The 18,307-nt window shown below is 64.0% G+C and carries 16 protein-coding genes; 9 read left to right on the forward strand and 7 right to left on the reverse strand.

Translation table 11 applies throughout. From position 1 onward, the window contains the following. The first annotated feature begins 7 nt into the window (after window positions 1-7). Window positions 8-733, forward strand: coding sequence for a FadR/GntR family transcriptional regulator (locus GPICK_RS07495; protein ID WP_039741814.1), 726 nt, complete (start codon window positions 8-10; stop codon window positions 731-733). 197 nt (window positions 734-930) lie between these two features. On the opposite strand, the gene GPICK_RS07500 is transcribed toward GPICK_RS07495, so the two are convergent. Then, entirely contained in the window at window positions 931-1,632 is a 702-nt protein-coding gene (locus GPICK_RS07500) for a M23 family metallopeptidase (protein ID WP_039741816.1), read from the reverse strand. 122 nt (window positions 1,633-1,754) lie between these two features. Beyond that, on the reverse strand, window positions 1,755-2,132 hold the full coding sequence (gene hisI / locus GPICK_RS07505) for a phosphoribosyl-AMP cyclohydrolase (RefSeq protein ID WP_039741818.1): 378 nt from the start codon (window positions 2,130-2,132) through the stop codon (window positions 1,755-1,757). A gap of 303 nt (window positions 2,133-2,435) precedes the next feature. Here hisI and GPICK_RS07510 point away from each other — a divergent pair, with 303 nt between their 5' ends. From GPICK_RS07510 to GPICK_RS07520, 3 genes are all read left to right on the forward strand, one after another. Continuing rightward, window positions 2,436-4,043, forward strand: a complete 1,608-nt coding sequence (locus tag GPICK_RS07510; protein WP_039741819.1) for an NADP-dependent glyceraldehyde-3-phosphate dehydrogenase — start codon at window positions 2,436-2,438, stop codon at window positions 4,041-4,043. A gap of 82 nt (window positions 4,044-4,125) precedes the next feature. Further along, window positions 4,126-6,234 carry a 5-histidylcysteine sulfoxide synthase gene (gene ovoA / locus GPICK_RS07515; protein WP_039741821.1) on the forward strand — a complete coding sequence of 703 codons (2,109 nt, stop codon included), beginning with the start codon at window positions 4,126-4,128 and terminating at the stop codon, window positions 6,232-6,234. A 38-nt stretch (window positions 6,235-6,272) separates the two neighbouring features. Further along, complete coding sequence (locus GPICK_RS07520; RefSeq protein ID WP_039741823.1) at window positions 6,273-7,439, forward strand: MalY/PatB family protein; 1,167 nt, start codon at window positions 6,273-6,275, stop codon at window positions 7,437-7,439. Window positions 7,440-7,508: 69 nt separating this feature from the next. On the opposite strand, the gene GPICK_RS16650 is transcribed toward GPICK_RS07520, so the two are convergent. Further along, complete coding sequence (locus tag GPICK_RS16650; protein ID WP_144400062.1) at window positions 7,509-9,722, reverse strand: S8 family serine peptidase; 2,214 nt, start codon at window positions 9,720-9,722, stop codon at window positions 7,509-7,511. 319 nt (window positions 9,723-10,041) lie between these two features. Beyond that, on the reverse strand, window positions 10,042-11,193 hold the full coding sequence (locus GPICK_RS07530; protein ID WP_052263345.1) for an SEL1-like repeat protein: 1,152 nt from the start codon (window positions 11,191-11,193) through the stop codon (window positions 10,042-10,044). A gap of 419 nt (window positions 11,194-11,612) precedes the next feature. Between GPICK_RS07530 and GPICK_RS07535 the strand changes: the two genes are divergently transcribed. Genes GPICK_RS07535 through GPICK_RS07545 form a run of 3 tightly spaced genes read left to right on the forward strand, consistent with a single transcriptional unit; the run spans window position 11,613 to window position 14,700 of the window. Continuing rightward, on the forward strand, window positions 11,613-12,572 hold the full coding sequence (locus tag GPICK_RS07535; RefSeq protein ID WP_039741825.1) for a vitamin K epoxide reductase family protein: 960 nt from the start codon (window positions 11,613-11,615) through the stop codon (window positions 12,570-12,572). Beyond that, window positions 12,569-13,807: a histidine kinase gene (locus GPICK_RS07540; RefSeq protein ID WP_144400063.1), complete on the forward strand. Its 1,239-nt coding sequence runs from the start codon at window positions 12,569-12,571 to the stop codon at window positions 13,805-13,807. The genes GPICK_RS07535 and GPICK_RS07540 overlap by 4 nt, the downstream gene beginning before the upstream one ends. Further along, on the forward strand, window positions 13,807-14,700 hold the full coding sequence (locus GPICK_RS07545) for a response regulator (RefSeq protein ID WP_039741829.1): 894 nt from the start codon (window positions 13,807-13,809) through the stop codon (window positions 14,698-14,700). The genes GPICK_RS07540 and GPICK_RS07545 overlap by 1 nt, the downstream gene beginning before the upstream one ends. Before the next feature lie 37 nt (window positions 14,701-14,737). On the opposite strand, the gene GPICK_RS16655 is transcribed toward GPICK_RS07545, so the two are convergent. The 3 genes from GPICK_RS16655 to GPICK_RS07560 are packed head-to-tail and all read right to left on the reverse strand — an operon-like array spanning window position 14,738 to window position 16,672. Beyond that, on the reverse strand, window positions 14,738-15,229 hold the full coding sequence (locus GPICK_RS16655; protein WP_084201373.1) for a DUF2062 domain-containing protein: 492 nt from the start codon (window positions 15,227-15,229) through the stop codon (window positions 14,738-14,740). A 7-nt stretch (window positions 15,230-15,236) separates the two neighbouring features. Beyond that, window positions 15,237-16,022 carry a formylglycine-generating enzyme family protein gene (locus tag GPICK_RS07555; RefSeq protein WP_144400064.1) on the reverse strand — a complete coding sequence of 262 codons (786 nt, stop codon included), beginning with the start codon at window positions 16,020-16,022 and terminating at the stop codon, window positions 15,237-15,239. Continuing rightward, window positions 16,019-16,672 (reverse strand): hypothetical protein, encoded by a 654-nt coding sequence (locus GPICK_RS07560; protein ID WP_039741833.1) that lies wholly within the window; start codon window positions 16,670-16,672, stop codon window positions 16,019-16,021. The genes GPICK_RS07555 and GPICK_RS07560 overlap by 4 nt, the downstream gene beginning before the upstream one ends. 226 nt (window positions 16,673-16,898) lie before the next feature. Between GPICK_RS07560 and GPICK_RS07565 the strand changes: the two genes are divergently transcribed. After that, the gene (locus GPICK_RS07565; RefSeq protein WP_144400065.1) at window positions 16,899-17,528 is read left to right on the forward strand and encodes a hypothetical protein; all 630 of its coding nucleotides are present in this window, start codon (window positions 16,899-16,901) and stop codon (window positions 17,526-17,528) included. Continuing rightward, a complete protein-coding gene (locus GPICK_RS07570) occupies window positions 17,525-18,154 on the forward strand; it encodes a hypothetical protein (protein ID WP_039741837.1) in 630 nt (209 codons plus the stop codon). The genes GPICK_RS07565 and GPICK_RS07570 overlap by 4 nt, the downstream gene beginning before the upstream one ends. Window positions 18,155-18,307 lie beyond the last annotated feature (153 nt).

The raw sequence follows: 18,307 nt of genomic DNA on the forward strand, positions 1-18,307 counted from the left end.
GACCGCAATGAATTTCAAGCCGATCAAGCCGAAAAAGATCTCGACCCAGATCGCCGAGCAGATCCGCTCCTCCATCCTGGCCGGCGAGTTTGCCCCCGGCCAGAAGCTCCCTCCCGAGCGGGAACTGGCCGAGATGTTCGGCGTCTCCCGCCCGTCGGTGCGCGAGGCCCTCAACATGCTCTCCGCCTCCGGCTTCGTTGAGTCGTACCAGGGTGGAGGAACCATCGTCAAGTCCCTGGTGGAGTCGGCTTCGGGGCCACCGCTCTCGGAACTGATCAAGGGGGAGAGCGAGCGCGCCCTGGACGTCATCGAGGTTCGCAAGAGCATGGAGGCGTGGACCGCCTACTACGCCGCGCAGCGGGCCCTCCCCGAGGATATCCGCAAGCTGGAGGCGATCGTGGTGGGGATGGAGCAGAACCTCAACGGCATGAGTTCCTCCGAGGACCTCGACGCCAATTTCCACATCGTCATTGCCCGCTCCACCCATAACATCGTCTGGCTTCACCTGATGCAGACCATCTTCGACGCCATGCAGGAGTTCCAGCAGGGGGTATGGCGGGCGGTCTACCTCACCGAAGAGGATCACCAGGTCCTTTACGAGCACCACAAGGCAATCTTTGATGCGGTTCGGGATCGCGCCCCCGAGCGGGCCCGGGACGCGATGCTGGCCCATCTCACCTTTGCCGAGCAGCGGAGCAGCGCCTACGTGAACCTGGCCCGCCAGGGAAAGTAGCCCGAGGGGGATAAGAAAAGCAAAAAGGGTCGCGGCAGATGCCGCGACCCTTTTTTTCGCCCGACGGCAGCTGCCGAGGCCTATTTCTTCTTGTTATCCCCTTTCTTCTCACCCTTTTTCTTCTCTTCCACCACATCCACACTCTTCGCCTTCGTCTCGTACTGGACCATCACCTTTGAAAGGCGGCTCAGCCGCCGTCAATGCAGAGCGGGCAGGAGCTCTCGGTAGGTGTTGCGGGGCGTCATCCGCCCGCCGTCAAAGTCGAGGCACATGAAGTGGAGATGGGTGGGGGAGCGCCGCGGATAGGCGTTCCTGCCGGTCCGGCCGAGGATGCCGACCACCGTTCCCGCCTCCACTCGCTGACCGGGGGCAACCTTCACCTCCGCCAGGTGGGCATAGTAGTAATAGCGTTCCGTGGCCGGATCGAGGACCCAGACGTACTTTCCACCCCTGATCCGGCTCGGCCGTTCCCATTGGGGATTGGTCGCCACCACCACCCCGGCGCTCGCCGAGACGATCGACACCGGCTCTCCCGTGGCGTCGTCGCGCCCGTCCTGATTCCGGTCGCGGATGAAGATGTCGTGGGCCGGGTGGCCGCCGTGCCGGTTGCCATCGTAGAAGCGGTATCCCGCCGGCTGGTAGCCGTTGCCCCGCCTCCCGCCGATGGCCCTGGGGCCGTACCCCTGCACCGGAAAGACGAGGGGAGCGGGGCGGGCGTCGCCGTCACGGTAGGTGGCGAGGAGCCGGCCGTGGAGGCCGACGATCTCCTCCCGTGCCGCTTCCTTCCCAATGGCCCCGTCGCGGACCTTCTTTTCCAGCAGGTCCCAGTCGTCGCAGATGCCGGCATGGGCGGGAAGCGCCAGGGAAAGGGTGATGAGCAGTGCGAGCAGAAAACGCATGAGCGGCTACCGGAGGGTGCTCTCGATGAAGACCCCGTCCGCGTTGGAGAGGCAGGCCTTCGTCGGGCCGTTGAGGCGCGGGAGGATCGTCGTGATCGCCTCCACCCGGCCGTTGGGGGTGTTCATTTCTTGTAAACCTCCTGCGGATCAAAGAGGGGGTTCGAGTGCTCCACCCACTGGCCGTTTTCCCACCGCGCGAAGAAACAGCTCCGGTTGCCGGTGTGGCAGGCCGCCGGACCGTTCTGCTTCACCCTGATCACCACCGAGTCGGCGTCGCAGTCGGTCAGCACCTCCACCACCTCCTGGGTGTTTCCCGACTCCTCCCCCTTCATCCAGTACTTGTTGCGGCTCCGGCTGAAGAACCAGGTCTTCCCCGTCTCCAGGGTGAGGTTCAGGGTCTTCTCGTCCATGAACGCCACCATCAGCACCTCGCCGCTGGCATGGTCCTGGATGATTGCCGGAATCAGGCCACCCATCTTCTGAAAATCTATCTGAATCATGGTTATGCGTGCGCCTCCTTGCAGGGAAATGATTGCGTGGATTTCAGTGTAATAGCGTGCCGCGGCGCGGGGTGTCAACAGAAATGGCAGTTGCCTCGGCAACCGCCTGCCGGAGCTCCGCACCCTCCCGGCACCATGCGCCGACACAAAGTGACAAAGTAGAATTAATTCCCGGTTGCCACCAGACTCCCTTACCCGTTACACTGTGTCCGAACGTCACCGCAAGAGACCGCATGCATCCGTGTGCGGTCTCTTGTTTTGCCGGTCCATCCTCATTCCGCCGATGCTTTTCAGAGGTGCAGCATGCCCATCATTTTTCCGAAGACCGACGATATTCCCGAACCATTCCGCCTGGACATCCCGATCCGCCAGGAATGCTACCTGATAGACGGCGAGCTCCGCCGGTGGCGCGGGGCGCTGCAGGAGGTTCTTTCCCCGGTCCGTGTCCGGAGCGGCGAGTCGAGCGCCCCGCTGAAGATCGGGGAGGCGCCGCTCCTCTCGCCGGAGGCGTCCCTTGAGGCCCTGGAGGCCGCGAAGCGGGCCTACGCCAACGGTCGCGGCGTCTGGCCGGCCATGCCCGTGACGGAACGGATCGCCTGCCTGCGGCGTTTCGTGGCCGCCATGGAGCAGCGGCGTGCCGAGATCGTCCGGCTCCTGATGCTGGAGATCGGCAAGCCGCGGCGGGAGGCGGACGCGGAGTTCGACCGGGCCCGGTCCTACATCCACGACACGGTGGAGGCGCTGAAGGAGCTTGACCGCGCCTCCTCACGGTTCCAGATCCAGCAGGGGATCATCGGCCAGATCCGCCGGGCGCCACTGGGGGTGGTGCTCTGCATGGGGCCGTACAACTTTCCCCTCTACGAGACCTTCTCGACCCTGGTGCCGGCCCTGGTCATGGGGAACACCGTCGTGCTGAAGCCCCCCCGGTTCGGCATCCTCCTGTTTCAGCCGCTGCTGGAGGCGTTCCGCGATTCGTTCCCCGCCGGCGTGGTCAATACGGTCTATGGCGATGGCGAGGTGGTCGTCCCGCCGCTCCTTGCTTCGGGAGACGTGGACGTGCTCGCCTTCATCGGCACCAGCAGGGTCGCCGACCGGCTCCGCGCCGCCCATCCCCGTCCGCACCGGCTCCGCTGCGTCCTCGGGCTTGATGCCAAGAACCCGGCCGTGATCCTCCCCGACGCTGACCTTGACCTGGCCGCGGCCGAATGCCTCAAGGGGAGCCTCACCTTCAACGGCCAGCGCTGCACCGCCCTGAAGATCCTCTTCGTCCACCGCTCCGTCGCCGAACCTTTCTTGCAGAGGCTGTCCCGGGGAATCGGCAGGCTGCGCCGCGGCATGCCGTGGGAGGTGGGGGTGACCATCACCCCGCTGCCGGAGCCGGAGAAGCCGGCCTATCTGCAGGGGCTGGTGCGGGATGCCGAGGGGCTCGGCGCGCGGGTCGTGAACCCCGGCGGGGGGGAGCGCGCGGAATCGTTTTTCACGCCGGCGCTCCTCTATCCGGTGACCCCCGCCATGCGGGTCTACCACGAGGAGCAGTTCGGCCCGGTGGTGCCGGTGGTTCCCTACGATGACATCCGGGAGGTCGTCGACTACGTGGTCTCGTCGGACTACGGCCAGCAGGCGAGCATCTTCGGCCAGGACCCGGACCTGATCGCCCGGGTGATGGATGCGCTGGTGAACCAGGTCTGCCGCATCAACATCAACAGCCAGTGCCAGCGGAGCCCCGACACCTTCCCGTTCAACGGACGGAAGAACTCCGCCGAGGGGACCCAGTCCGTCGTGGACGCCCTGCGGGTCTTCTCCATCCGGACCGTGGTGGCTGCCCGGGAGACCGACGCCAACCGGCAGATCATCACCACCATCGTCGAGGAGCGGAAGTCCCATTTCCTCTCCACCGACTACATCCTCTGAAACGGGGAGGGGCGCCTTGACCCCGGGGGAGGCTCTGGCATCCTTATGGGGTGACGTCAGACCACAGGCGGAGGAGCAGACCATGGAACTGTGCAATACCCGCACCACCATTCTCACCGAAGGCGACCCCGAACAGAAGCGTGCCGAGATCCTGGAGTACTTTCACCGCACCTTCGACATCGACGAAAAGCTCTACGAAACCCTCAAATACGACGAAACCTTCTACCTGCGGGCCGACCGGCTGCGGCACCCGCTCATCTTCTACTTCGGCCACACCGCCACCTTTTTCATCAACAAACTGACCATCGCCCGGGTGATCGACACCCGCATCAACCCCCGCTTCGAGTCGATGTTCGCGGTGGGGGTGGACGAGATGTCGTGGGACGACCTGGATGCCACCCATTACGACTGGCCGACCCGCCAGGCGGTGAAGGAGTACCGCGACAAGGCCCGCGAGCTGGTGGACGGCCTGATCCGCCGCCTGCCGCTGAAGCTCCCCGTAACATGGGAAGACCCGTTCTGGGCGATCATGATGGGGATCGAACACGAGCGGATCCACCTGGAAACCTCGTCGGTGCTGATCCGTCAGCTCCCCATCGACCAGGTGGTGCAGCTCCCCTTCTGGGACATCTGCCGCGAGGCGGGGGAGCCGCCGGCCAACGCCCTGCTGCCGGTGCCGGCGGGGACGGTGGTCCTCGGCAAGCCGAAGGATCATCCGCTCTACGGCTGGGACAACGAGTACGGCCGCCACGAGGCTGAGGTGGCCGGTTTCAGGGCCGCCCGCTGCCTTACCTCAAACCGTGAGTATCTGGAATTTGTGGAGGCCGGCGGCTACCGGGACCGGCAGTGGTGGACCGAGGAGGGGTGGAACTGGCGGACATTCCGCGAGGCGGAGCATCCACTCTTCTGGGTGAAGGGGGACGGCGGCTGGAAGCTGCGAACCATGGCATCGGTCATCGACCTCCCCTGGAACTGGCCGGTGGAGGTGAACTACCTGGAGGCCAAGGCGTTCTGCGCCTGGAAGTCCGCCCGGACGGGGCTGCCGATCCGCCTCCCCACCGAGGACGAGTGGAACCGGTTGAGGGACGTCTCCGCCATCCCGGATCAGCCGTGGTGGGAGAGGGCACCGGGGAACATCAACCTGGAGCACTGGTCCTCCTCCTGCCCGGTGGACCGCTTCCGTTTCGGCGATTTCTACGACGTGATCGGCAACGTCTGGCAGTGGACCGAGACCCCCATCTACCCCTTCCACGGCTTCGAGATCCACCCGTGGTACGACGACTTCTCCACGCCGACCTTCGACACCCGCCACAACCTGATCAAGGGGGGCTCGTGGATTTCCACCGGCAACGAGGCGACCCGCGACTCCCGCTACGCCTTCCGCCGTCACTTCTTCCAGCACGCCGGGTTCCGCTACGTGGAGAGCGCCGCCCCGGTGGAGGTCCACCAGGACCAGTACGAAACCGACACCCTGGCGGCCGAGTACTGCGACGCCCACTACGGTGCGGAGCATTTCGGCGTTCCCAACTTCGCGGCGGCCTGCGCGGCGATATGTCTCAGTCTGATGGACGGTCGGCCAAAAGGGCGCGCCCTGGATCTGGGGTGCGCCGTGGGACGGGCCGCCTTCGAGCTGGCCCGGGGAGGCTTCGAGCGGGTCACCGGCCTCGATTTTTCCACCCGGTTCTTCCGCCTGGCGGCCCGGATGCAGGAGGAAGGGTACCTGCGCTACGCCTTCCCCGAGGAGGGTGAGATCCTCTCGTTCCACGAGATCGGCCTGGTCGACCTGGGGCTCGACGGCATCCGCGAGCGGGTCGAATTCTTCCAGGCCGACGCCTGCAACCTGCCGGAGAAGTTCACCGGCTATGACCTGGTACTGGCGGCCAACCTCATCGACCGGCTCTACTCGCCGCGCCGCTTCCTCACCACCATCCACGAGCGGATCAACCCCGGCGGGCTGCTGGTGATTACGTCGCCCTACACCTGGCGGGAGGAGTTCACCAAGAAGGAAGAGTGGCTCGGGGGATACAAGGATGCGGGAGAGAACGTCACCACCCTGGAGGGGCTGAAGGAGGCGCTGGCACCCCATTTTCGCCAGATTGGCGAGCCCCGGGACATCCCCTTCGTGATCCGCGAGACCCGGCGCAAGTTCCAGCACAGCATCGCCGAGATTACCGCCTGGGAGCGGCGGTGAGGCCGTGGCACATTGATATTTCACGCAAAGGAAGGCAGATGACACAGTACCGCTTCGACTTCGACACCATCATCGACCGCAGCAATACCGCCAGCGAAAAGTGGGACAAATACCGCGGACGGGACATCATCCCCCTCTGGGTGGCCGACATGGACTTCCGGTCGCCGCCGGCCGTGATCCAGGCCCTGCACGAGCGGGTCGAGCACGGGGTCTTCGGCTACACCCATCCCCCTGCCGAGCTGGTGGAGGCGGTTCGGGATGCACTGCGAAGCGATTATGGCTGGGAGGTACCGCCGGAGTGGATCGTCTGGCTCCCCGGTCTGGTCTGCGGGCTGAACGTCCTCTGCCGGGCCGTGGGCGGGGCTGGCGACGAGGTAGTCACCTTTACCCCCATCTATCCCCCCTTCATGTCGTCGCCGGGACTGTCGGACCGCTCTCTGGTGAAGGTCCCCCTGCAGCTCCGCGACGGCCGCTGGGTGCCCGACCTGGAGGCCCTGGAGCGGGCCATTACGCCGCGCAGCCGGCTGCTTCTCCTCTGTTCGCCCCACAATCCGGTGGGCCGGGTCTGGTCGGCGGAGGAGCTGGCGCAGTTCGTCGCGGTGGCCGAGCGCCACAACCTGGTCATCGGCTCCGACGACATCCATGCCGGTCTGGTGCTGGACGACGAGAAGCGCCACATCCCCATCGCCACCCTGTCGCCGGAGGCGGCCCGCCGCACCATCACCCTCCTGGCCCCCAGCAAGACCTACAACATTCCGGGGCTGGGGTGCTCCTTCGCCGTCATCGGTGATCCCACCCTCCGCCGGGACTTCAGAACGGCCATGGGGCGCATCGTCCCCCACGTCAACACCCTCGGCTATACCGCCGCCCTGGCCGCCTACCGGGACGGGGAAGAGTGGCGGCAGGAGCTCGTCGCATACCTGCGCGGGAACCGCGATCTGGTAACGGCGGAAATCAGCACCATGCCCGGACTCTCCCTAACCCCCGCGGAAGCGACCTATCTGGCCTGGATCGACGCCCGGGCCACCGGCATCCCGGAGCCGGCGCGCTTCTTCGAAGAGGCCGGGGTCGGTCTCTCCGACGGCGCCGACTTCGGCGCCCCCGGCTTCGTGCGGCTCAACTTCGGCTGCAGCCGCCCCTTGCTCGTGGAGGCGCTGGGGCGGATGCGAAAGGCGCTGGCGGAATTCCGGAGAAAACAGGCGTGATGATTCGTTATTGTGGAAAATTACGGTGATCCCTTCGGATTGCCGGCAGGATCGTCGGGGGGGAGAGGGTCATCTGCTCCATCGGCCACTCTTGCGGAGGAGCGCAACCATCAGAGCGAGGAGAGGAACTGCCTGAAGCGGCAGAGCGGGAACGGGTTGCGTCGGCGCCGCCGCCACCTGCGTCGACGTTGTGGCGCTGTTGTTGCTCGGAACCGGATCGGTGGTGGCGGAGGTCACGGTGGCGCTGGTGGTGGCCGTGCCGGCTGCCGCAGGCCGTGAATTGATGGTGAAGAGGGTTGAGCCGCCCGAGGCGAGGGTGGTGACCGAACATGTCACGGCGCCGGAGGCGTAGGAACATCCGGAAGAGGCGGACAGGAACGCGGCGCCGCTGGGGAGCGTGACGGTCACCGTTGGGCTGCTCGCCGCCGAAGGACCGTTATTGGCGATGGTGGCGGTGCAGGAGAGGGTGTCTCCGACGGTGATCGCCAAAGGCGTGCACGACAGGGTTACAGAGAGGTCCGCTTCGGGGGCGAGGTTCCAGGCGAGGTTGATGGTGCCCGTGGCCCCGCCCGCACCGTCCACGGCGATCCGGTAGGTGGTACCGGCCTGGGCGATGAAGCTGACGCTGCTGGTGCCGCCGGGTGTGCCGTCGTTGTCGTTGGCGGCAATCGTGGTGAGACTTCCTACCGAACTCCCCGTGTAAACCGCCAGGAGGGTGTCGAAGCTGCTGCCGTGGGTGTTGATGGTTGCCCGGCCGGTGATGGGGGCGTTCCAGCTCCACCAGACGGATGCGCCGCCGGGATTGCCGGCGTGGTTCGGTTCTCCGGTCTCCTTGGTGGCATTGTAGTTGGATCCCGTCGCCTGTCCCGAGTTCCCCGTCAGAATGAAGGGTTGGGAAAAGAGGTCGTTGGCGGGAGCCCCGATGGAAGCGAGAAGGTCCAGGCGGGGGGTGACGATCCCGTTGCGGCTGTCGGTAATCGGGACCCCGCTGGTCGTCAGCCGGCTGACGGTCCGGTCGAGGGTCTCGGCAGGAAACGCCGCGCGCAGGACCGCCACGGCGCCGGCAACGAAGGGAGATGCCTGGGAAGTGCCGGCATAACTGCTGCCGGCGGCGGTGATGACTGCGCCGGGGGCGAGCATGGTGAGGAATGACGCGCTGTTGGAAAAGCAGACAACCTTGTCGGCCGCGGTGACCGTATCTGTGCAGGTGGTCCAGGCTTGGGTCCCCAGGTTCGAGTCGTAGACCGCTCCGACGGAAACCACCCCCGGTGTGCATGCCGGACGTTCCAGGGCATTGAGGTATCCATCATTGCCGGCGGATGCCACCGGAATGATCCCGGCGGCACGGGCGTTGGCCAGAGGGGTGACGAAGGGGTTTAACGCACTGTTGCCGCAGGCGGTGGTGTTCTTGGTCCCGTCCCCCAGGCTCATGTTGATGGCGGTGATGCCGTAGGCGGAACGGTTGGCGATGGCCCAATTGATTGCCGAGATGAGGAGGGAGCTGTTCGAGCTCCCGTCCGGGTTGAAGACGTTGAGGGACGCGATTTTGGCTCCAGGGGCCGTGCCGACGGTTATCCCCGCGACGTTGCTCCCGTGGCCGTTACTGTCGGGAAGAGCGCTCGGGGTGGCGATGTCTACTGACGAGACCACCTTGCAGCCGGCAGGGACCCCCGGAGCGGTGCACGAACCGAAGGCGGCCCGGGTATAGTCGACGCCGGTATCGATCACCGCCACCGTAGATCCGGTCCCGGTCATCCCGATGGCGGCGGCCTGGGGCTGCCTGATGAGGGGGAGGCTTTCGGCGAGATGAAGGTGGATCGGCCGGTCCTCGTAGACGGCAGTTACTTCCGGTTGCGCGCTCAGCCGATCCAGAGCGGCCGCTGACCTGACCTTCAGGACGGCCATCGGCAGGTGACTGAAGTCCCGAAAAACCTCCCCGTCGCCCCTCCGAAACCGCGCAAGGGCACGCTCTTTCAGGCTGTGGTACCGGCTCTGGCGGATCGACAGCGCCTCGTCGTCGTCCCGGCTGATGCCCAGCTGCCTGCGGCGGGCGTCCAGCTCCTCCTCGATGGCGGTGTCGTCGAAGTGGACGATGAGCGTCTGGGCCTCGCCGGCCTCAAGTCGGGAGATAACCTCGCGGGGCAGTTTCTGTCTGAGAGCGGCGGCGGAGCCGGCATGGGCGGCGAAGGGTGCCAGGATCAGCCCGAGAGCCATGAGCAGTATCGCTGTTCGAAGGGTGCTGCTCGCCCCGGAGGGATGGCAAAGGTTGGAAGCTGCCGGCATGGATGTTCTCCAGACTGCCAATGGGAGTCATAATTGTTGATGATGTCATCTACGAACTGGTTCTGACAGTTCGGGATGCGGCACAAAAAAAAGCCCGAAGGGGAGCGTTCGCTCCAACTTCGGGCTTTCTGGTTGCCAGAGAGTAGACCGGTCATTCAACTCGTGGTGCCGGTTCTGCAGTTCCGGATCAGCAAAGGACCCGCCATCCCAACCGTCATGCAGTCGAAGGATGGTAGATACTCAATCATCGATGCTGCCACAGCATCGCACGGCTATTTCACAACGGGATGGAGAATTGCTGAAGAATTCGTGAAGCAATTCATTCAGGCTGTTTTTTGGAGGGCTGCCGGTCCGCCAGCAGACGCTTTGCCGCCGTGATCTGCCGTGCGTTCATTTTTTTCGTGAGTCTCGCCTTGTTTTCCTGCGCCTCCGGGTCTCCCTGGTCTGCTGCCAGTGAAAACCAGAACAGTGCCTGGACCGGGTCCCTGAGCACCCCTTCTCCCCGGGCGTACTGGAGTCCCAGGTTGTACTGGGCCGCGGCGTATCCCTGCTCCGCCGCCAGGCGGAACCATTTTGCGGATTCCTCGAAATCCTCACCGGAAACCCCTTCGCCGTTGCCGTACATCAGACCGACCCGGTACTGGGCTGCCACATCGCCTTGCCGGGCCACGGCGCTGAACCACCGGAGCGCCTCCTTCAGGTCCTGCGGGGTTCCCTGACCATTGGCATAGAGCGTGGCCAGATAATACTGGGCAACGGTGTGTCCCTGGAGAGCGGCGCGGCGGTACCATCCGAACGCTTCCCCGTAGTCGAGGGGAACCCCCAGGCCGTTGTCGTAGAGGAAGCCGAGCCGGTACTGGGCCTCCGCATCTCCCCCGTCGGCCGCCAGGCGATACCAGCGTGCCGCCTCGAGAGAGGCTGCCCCCTGTTCGCAGAGCTTTCCGAGTTCGGTTTGCGCCCCGACGTGTCCCTGTTCGGCCGCCTGACGGAACCACATCTGCGCCTCGGCATAATCGCGTGTCACCCCGTTTCCTGCCACATGCAGCAGTCCCAGATTGTACGCGGCTCCGCCGTCGCCCCGAAGGGCGGCCTGCCGGTACCATCCGGCCGCCTCCGCAAAATTCTGCGGCAGCCCCTGGCCGCCGGCGTACAGGGTGCCGAGGTTGCTCTGGGCCGGGGTGAAACCCTGCTCCGCGGCCAGCCGATACCATTTCGCCGCCTCGCGGTGGTCCTGTCGGACCCCTTGGCCCTTTTCATACATGACCCCCAGGTTGTGCCGGGCCCGGACGTCTCCCTTTTCCGCCAAGGGAAGCATTTCACGGAAAGCCGCCTCAAAGTCGCCGCGGCGGTAGGCGGCATCGCCGGAGGCGAAATCGGCACCTGCCGGAGACGCAAGATGCGCCACCAGCGCCGCCAGTGCCACGATCCGCCAGAGGCGCCCCGCGGCAGCCTTTATGTCTTTCAGCAGCAAAACGGTTTGAATTGCCGGCCATCTCACCATTGGAATCACCCCCGAGAGCATCCTTGAATTGGTGAAAAATTAATCATTCTGTCGTCATGATGTAACAGAAGAGGTCTACCATACACTCTCGTCCGACACGGCCTCGCGATTCCTGCCGCCTTCCCGCGGACGAATCACCGGAAAAGGAGCCGCACATGCCCATTGTTTCCGAACGGATTGCCTGGATCTTCATAACGCTTCTTTTCCTGATTCTCATGGTCGTCACGATTCAGTTCTGACGTGTCGGGCCTCGTCCCGACAATGATACCACGGATGGGAGCACGGTGCAGAATGGGGCGGGGGAGGGCGAACGGCCTGGCGGAAGGCGGCTGCGCCGGCGGGTGATCCTCCCGTCAAGTCGTGCGACAACCGTTTTGGGGAGCGTATGTATGCTGAAATCAAGCGAAATGCCGAAAGCCGCGGGTGAGAGGAAACGGATTGTCACCATTTTGCTCGCTCTGATCGGCATCGTGCTGGTGGTGTTCTACACCTGGTGCACCGATGCCTGCGGCCGGGTGTCGGGGGAGGTGGCCGGGGTAAAGCTCTCCTGGGCCGGCATCGCGTTCATGGGGCTGGTTGCGGCAGTGGGGGCGCTGCGGCGCGAATCCCTCGTGTTTCTCCTCTCTTCGGTTGGAATCGGTGTTGAGGCGTTTCTGGTCGGCTACCAGGTCCGCACGGGCGAGTACTGCGTCTATTGTCTCCTCTTCGCCGCCACCGTCGCGGCCCTCTTCCTGACCAATTTCAGCCTGCGGCGGGCGCGCATGCTCCTTGTGGCGGTGCCGGTCGGCTTCCTGATGCTCTTTTTCGGCTTCACCGCCGACCCGATCCCTGCCTACGCCGCGACGACCCCCATTCCCACCTTCGGGAGCGGTCCGGTGACGGTGCGGCTCTATACCGACTATTACTGCGGGCCGTGCAGTTCCGTCGAGAAGGCGGTGGAAGAGGCCCTGGCCGTTCTTGCCAGGGGTAACGATGTGAGGGTGACCTTCGTGGATACGCCGCTCCATAAGGAGACGTCGCTGTACGCCGCCTATTTCCTCTACGCGGTGAACGGCTCCAGCGACATCAATCATGCGCTCCGTGCCCGCTCGCTCCTCTTCGACGCCGCCCGGGAGAAGATTGCCGATCGCGAAAAACTGGAGGCGTTCCTCCGTAAAAACGGCCTCTCCCTTGCCCCCTTCGACGCCGGTCAGACCCTCCGGTCGTACAACGGGCTTCTCAAGGAAGACCGGATAACCACCACGCCGACACTGGTCATCTACCGTGGCGGCAAACGCGAAACCTACACCGGCACCACCGAACTGCTCAAGGGAATCGACAGCCTGAAAAGAGCCTCCAGACGTTCGTGAACTTACGAAAATCCATCCCCATCATCCCGTCGCCACTGGCGTCCTTCGGCACCCGCACGGCGCGCTTTGCCGCATCGATTCCATTCATGAGGATACCCAACCGTCGTCCGCTCGTGGCGAACATCATCGTCGGGGCTTCCGTAGCGCTGTTCGTCTATTTCCTCAAGGGGACGACCATCCTCGAAAACGGGATATCGTACCTCATAGCCCTGCTGTTCGCCTTCAACGTCACCCTCATCAAGAACAAGATCCACTACGCCCCCTCCTACCTGGGAACGGTCCTGGACGGGGTAATGCTCGTCGGTACCGCCCTCCTCTGGACCTATGTCCGGCGTTTCTCGACCCGGCTCCTGGCCGTTCTGGGGCTCTCGGCCCTGCTCGTGCCGGTGACGCTGCTCATCTTCCGGTACCAGGGGATACTGGTCAGCACGCTGCTGGTGGTGCTGGGCATCGCCTTCGTCATCATGGTGGAAGGGGTCGTCGATTTCGCCGTCCGCCGGTTCCGCTCCCGCCTCCTCAACGAGAAGCAGGACGCCGAGTTCAGCATCATCCGGCACCTCACCCACAACGTGAAGCCGAACATCCAGATCGCCCGTTCGCCCATCGTTGCGGTAACCGACTACCTCGCCGAACGGAAGATGCTGGACGAGGCCCTGGCGATGCGGCTCGACGGCACCGTGGAGACCGTTGGCGAAGCCCTCCGGAATGCGCTTTCCAGCCTGGCCCGGATAAACGACATCCTTGACAGTACCCGGAAGCTGGTCACCCAGGAGATCCGGCGGGAGGAGTTCGAGAAGACCGATCTGCGGCAGCTGTTTACCGACGAGATACTCCCCGGCCATTCGCGGACCTTTGCCGTCGGACTCGACTGCCCCCCGCAGCTCGTTGCCCGCATTCACCGGGGCTCGTTCGTGGAGGCGATGAACAACATCATCCGCAACGCCGCCGTGCACGGCTACCCTGACGGCGCCGCCGGGGCGGAACTGTGCTTTCGCATCTCGGAGACCCGGAAGCGGATCGTCATCGACTACACAAACAACGGCAGACCGTTTCCGGCCAACCTCTCGGTCCGTGACTTCCTCTCGTTCGGCATCAAGAGCGCTGAAAGCCCCGGCGAAGGACTCGGCGGGGCCTGGATCGGCAAAGTTATAGAGGCCCACAGCGGGCGATTCGAGATCATCCGTGACCATTATCCGGTCCATTTCCGGATTTTTCTACCGAAGGGGGGGAGTTGATGAGGACTGACGACACCACTGTCATTCCGATGCTGCTGGTGGACGATAACCGGCGCTATGCCGAGGCGCTGTTTCGCGACGCCCGACGTCATGGAATCGTTATCCATCACGCGTTGAGCCTCGAAGAGGCCCGGGAGGTTTTCGAGGGCCCCGCGGGGAGTTCCCTGGCCGGCCTGATTCTCGACGTCAAGTGCCACAAGGAGAAGAACCAGCCGGTGCCGGACAACAGCTTTATCGTGGCTGCGGTAAAATACTTCGGGGCAAAGGCCCCGCACATGCCGATGGCGGCCATTACCGGCGAATCGGGCCTCTACGGAAGCATCGCGGAACTCTTTGCCGGAACGCTGACGATCTACTCGAAAGGGCGGGACGAGGACGAGATGCTGGCCACGCTTGCCGCGCAGGCCAGAAATACGGATCGGGTAAAGCTTCAGGCTGCCTATCGGGACGCCTTCTCCGTCTGCTCCCGTTTTCTTGGCCGCGAGGCCGAGGAAGAACTCCTGAACTGCCTTGCCGCCCGGGAAAGTGACGACTTTACGGTAATCAAGAACACGCTCGGTTGTGTCCGCCGGCTTCAGGAGAAGATATACCTGGCCCTCAACCGCCTGGACGAATCGCTGGTGCCGACCGCGTTCGTTCAGGGGGAGGTGAACGTGATATCCGCCTACAAACACCTTACGGAGAAGGGGGTAGTGGAACGCTACCGGATCATCGACCGCTTTGCCGAACTGGTCTACAAGATTTCGAGCGACAACGGAGCCCATACCCCTTACGCGAGCCTCAAGTATCCGCCCACACGGTATACCGTCCAGGCGGTAATTTTCGCGCTCCTCGACCTGCTCCACTGGTTCGGTTCGTTGATGGAGTCACGCGGTGCCGGCTCGTCCCGATAATCCCGAGCCCGTCTGTGAACATCGGACAATAGGTGTTTTATGCTTGAGCCGCTGCTCCAGCCAGGTGCCGCCGTTGCATCTTCTGGAACACCGGCACCAGGATCAGATAGAGGAACAGGGTCGTGAGAGGGGCGACTGCGAGCCAGGCCCCCACTGCCTTGAGGGTCGCGCTGCCGGCATGGACGATGCCCTCCATGATGGTTCCGCCTCCGGCAGCGGAGTGAACCATGGCGAAGGAGGGGAAGAACCGGTCCCCCAGCCGGTAGAATGCCAGAAACAGAGCGATCTGAAGCGGGTAGGAGAGATAATTGACGATCTGGATGCAGGCGTGGTTGAGGCGGAAGAGCCAAGCCACCGCTATGCACAGCAGGCTCGAACCCCATATGACGGGGATGATTCCCAGCGTTACCCCAAGAGCGACCGTGAGGGCCAGCTTACGGGGCGAAAGGTTCGCCTGTGCCACCCTGGCGATCATCTGCCGCAAGCGTTCGAGGATGGTGCGGATCTGTCCGGAAAGCACTGTCACCATATACCGGTCATGGGGAGTCGATGGCGAGACGGAAGCCAACGGCGGGCCTTTTCACATCGGGAGCAAGGTAATCGCGGTAGGAACACCTGAGAAAACCGGCGCTGGCAAGGGCTGATCCCCCCCGGATTATCCGGTTCACGCCGAACGGGTCGCCGGTCGGATTGCTCACCGGGCTCTGACGGTAGTAGTCGCGGTCATAGCGGTCCTGCACCCATTCCCATACATTCCCGCCCATGTCGTGGATCCCCAGGGCATTGGGGGTCTTTTCCCCCACCGGATGGACATGACCGTCCGAATTCTCCGCACTCCAGGCATAGTCGGCGAGCCGCTCCTGATTGTCGGTGCCGGAAAAACGCTCCTTTTTGCCGCCACTGCGGGCCGCATACTCCCATTCCGCCTCGGTCGGCAGCCGCCAGTTTTTCCCGGTCCGGTCGCGCAGCAGCGTGATGAACGTCCGCACGTCGTTCCAGCTCACCTTTTCCACCGGATAGGAACCGCCGCCGGCAACGCTCTCGGGCTTGTCACCGGTCACGGCCTGCCAGATTTCCCTCGTGACCTCGTATTTGCCCAGATAAAAGTCGTCGACACAGACCCGGTGGACCGGCTTCTCGTCTGAGCCGCCGTCGGAGAACGTGTCCCCCATCTCGAAGCATCCCCCCGTCACATGGACAAGGGGGATCTCCGGAATCGGCGCCGACGCGGCACGGGCCATGGGCGCACAGAGCCCTGCCGCGAGCAGCAGCAGGGCGACGGTGCGACAGCAGGGCACTACAACCTTTTCAGAAATTGTCACCGGATATCTCCGGCGAGCTTTTTCCTGAAGCCGGCAATTCCCAAGAAGCCGGAGCCGGCCAGGTAGATGGCGGCGGGAAGCGGGGTGGGGGTCGTATTGGGAACCATTGTGCCGGCAAGAGAGACAGGAGTGGCGGAAGCGACCGAGATTACGCTCACGCTTCCTTCTCCTTCAGACCCGGCGATGTTGACCCCTGACGGCATGATACTGGCGGGGGATGCTCCGCTTGCCACCGCCTCTGCCTGGGAACTTACATACGCCGCAGCAAGGCTTAACTCGCGAGCGACAACCTGTTCACCGTTGCCGTAGCGGGTGTAATACCCCCCCATGGGAGAGAGGGCGCGGGTGAAGGTGGACATCCTGATGCTGGAAGCAAGTTGGGATTCCTTGTCCGCTTTATTCCCAACCCGGCCCGCCGCGCCGGAGCCGAGGGCTTCCGAGACGCCGCCGGAAATACGGTCCAGCATGCTCTGAATCCGGGAATTTGCGGCACTCTCCCGGCCGCTCATGAGGCCATCGGCCATCTCGATCGATTCCAGCCTGCCGTGACCGTCTGCACCTTCTGCATCGGCCGATCTGGCGGCGTGGGACGGGGCGGTGATGCAGAGAGAGAGCAGAGCTGCCGCCGTGAGGTAATGGGGAATTTTCATGTTCGTTCTCCGCGTTTGACATAGCAGCGCTTTGCTATCGTCTGGATAGGGGAAGGTGAGAATTGCACGCAATGATTTATAGCAGCCTAATGTTACAGAAATTGTGCAACTGTATGGAAAGGAGATGAATATAGTTTCACCTTCGTCCATCCCATGAAACCGTAACACAATTCCTACCCAGCTTTAACTTGTCTTGCCGCGTTCCATCCTCTACAAAAGAAAGACTATGAAGCGGAAATCCAGAAGCGGCCCGGCGAGGGCCCGTGGAATAAACCTCGCTCGTGCGGGGCAGGCAGCCCTCGGGGCGGTCGGCGTCTTCTCCCTTGCCGGCGGATGGGTATCCCCGGCATGGGGGACTCCATCCCTTGCGGTCAGTTCTTCAGCGCCGGGAAACTATCTCCTGACAGCCGATGACCTCAAGGATATGGCCCGGATGGAGATCGTCATCCGGTATGATCCGAGCACCCTTGCCCACCCCCGGGTGGACCGGGCCGGCGGCATACCCCGGCTCGTCCAGAGCTCCGACACATCCGACTCAGGCGTAGTCACCATAAAAGCCAGCAGGAACCCTGCCTTCACCGGCAGCGGTACGGTGGCGTCCCTGCATTTCGACCGTACCGGCCCCAGCCCCGGCACGGTCGACTCGATGGACGGCGTGATTTACAACGACCAGGGGGTGCCGATGAGTGCCCAGGTCTCCATCACGAACCCGCCGCCGGACCAGTCGGGCACCGGTCGGGAGGGGGACCCCGCCACGGCGGGGCGGGGCGGGGGGGGTCCTCCCCGGCCGCGCTTCCGGGGCCGGCAACGCTCCCGTCAGCCACCAATGAAAGCCCTCCTGCGGGGACTGAAGTGATAATTTCCGCCGGCGAGGGGAGACAGCTGACCGTACCGCTGGCGGGGATTCGCTCACCGGCGGCCGGCGCATCCCGCCCCAGCGTCCTCGACCGTTTCCTGAGCTATTCGGGGAAGCGGACCATAGGCGCGCTGGTGCCCCTCTTTGAGGCCGGACGGGATGATCGGGAAATGCGGCAAGAGCCGGTGGTGGCCCTGTCGGATGGCACGACCGAACTGCTCATGACGGTCTCCGTCGAGCCGGCCGACACCCCCGGCCTGAAATTCGTCCTGATCGGCCTGCACTTTCTTGCCCTGCAGCGCTCCGACGACCGCCACTGGCAGATACGGGCAGTTCCCCGCAAAGGTTCGAGCAGGGCGAGCCTCATGGTCGTAACCGACCGGAGCGTCGTGGCCGAATTCCCCGTCACCGTCGCTCCTCCGCTGGAGGTCGGCCCGGAGTCCTGTGCCGCCGACGCCGAGGTGTTGACCGGCCACCAGGTCGCGGTCGATCCTCCGTCCGACATCCTCCCTTTGGCCGAGGCCGGGGAGGGGGGGATGGCGGCCGCCTATGTCCACACCGCCAACTGCCTTGCCCGCGGACTGGTCACGCCGTTACGGGCGAGCGTTCCCGCTGGCAGCCGCTAAGGCCTGCCAATCTTCTCACCTGCTCCCCCTTGGAGCGTCCTCTCCTTCTACGTCGTCCCACCCATCTACCTGAAAAACTATTCAGAAGCCGATTGGTACCAATCTTCCGTAAGACCAAGTCCCCCTTTGACAAAGGGGGATTTAGGGGGATTT

It is taken from the genome of Geobacter pickeringii (assembly GCF_000817955.1).
Classification (GTDB): Bacteria; Desulfobacterota; Desulfuromonadia; order Geobacterales; family Geobacteraceae; genus Geobacter; species Geobacter pickeringii.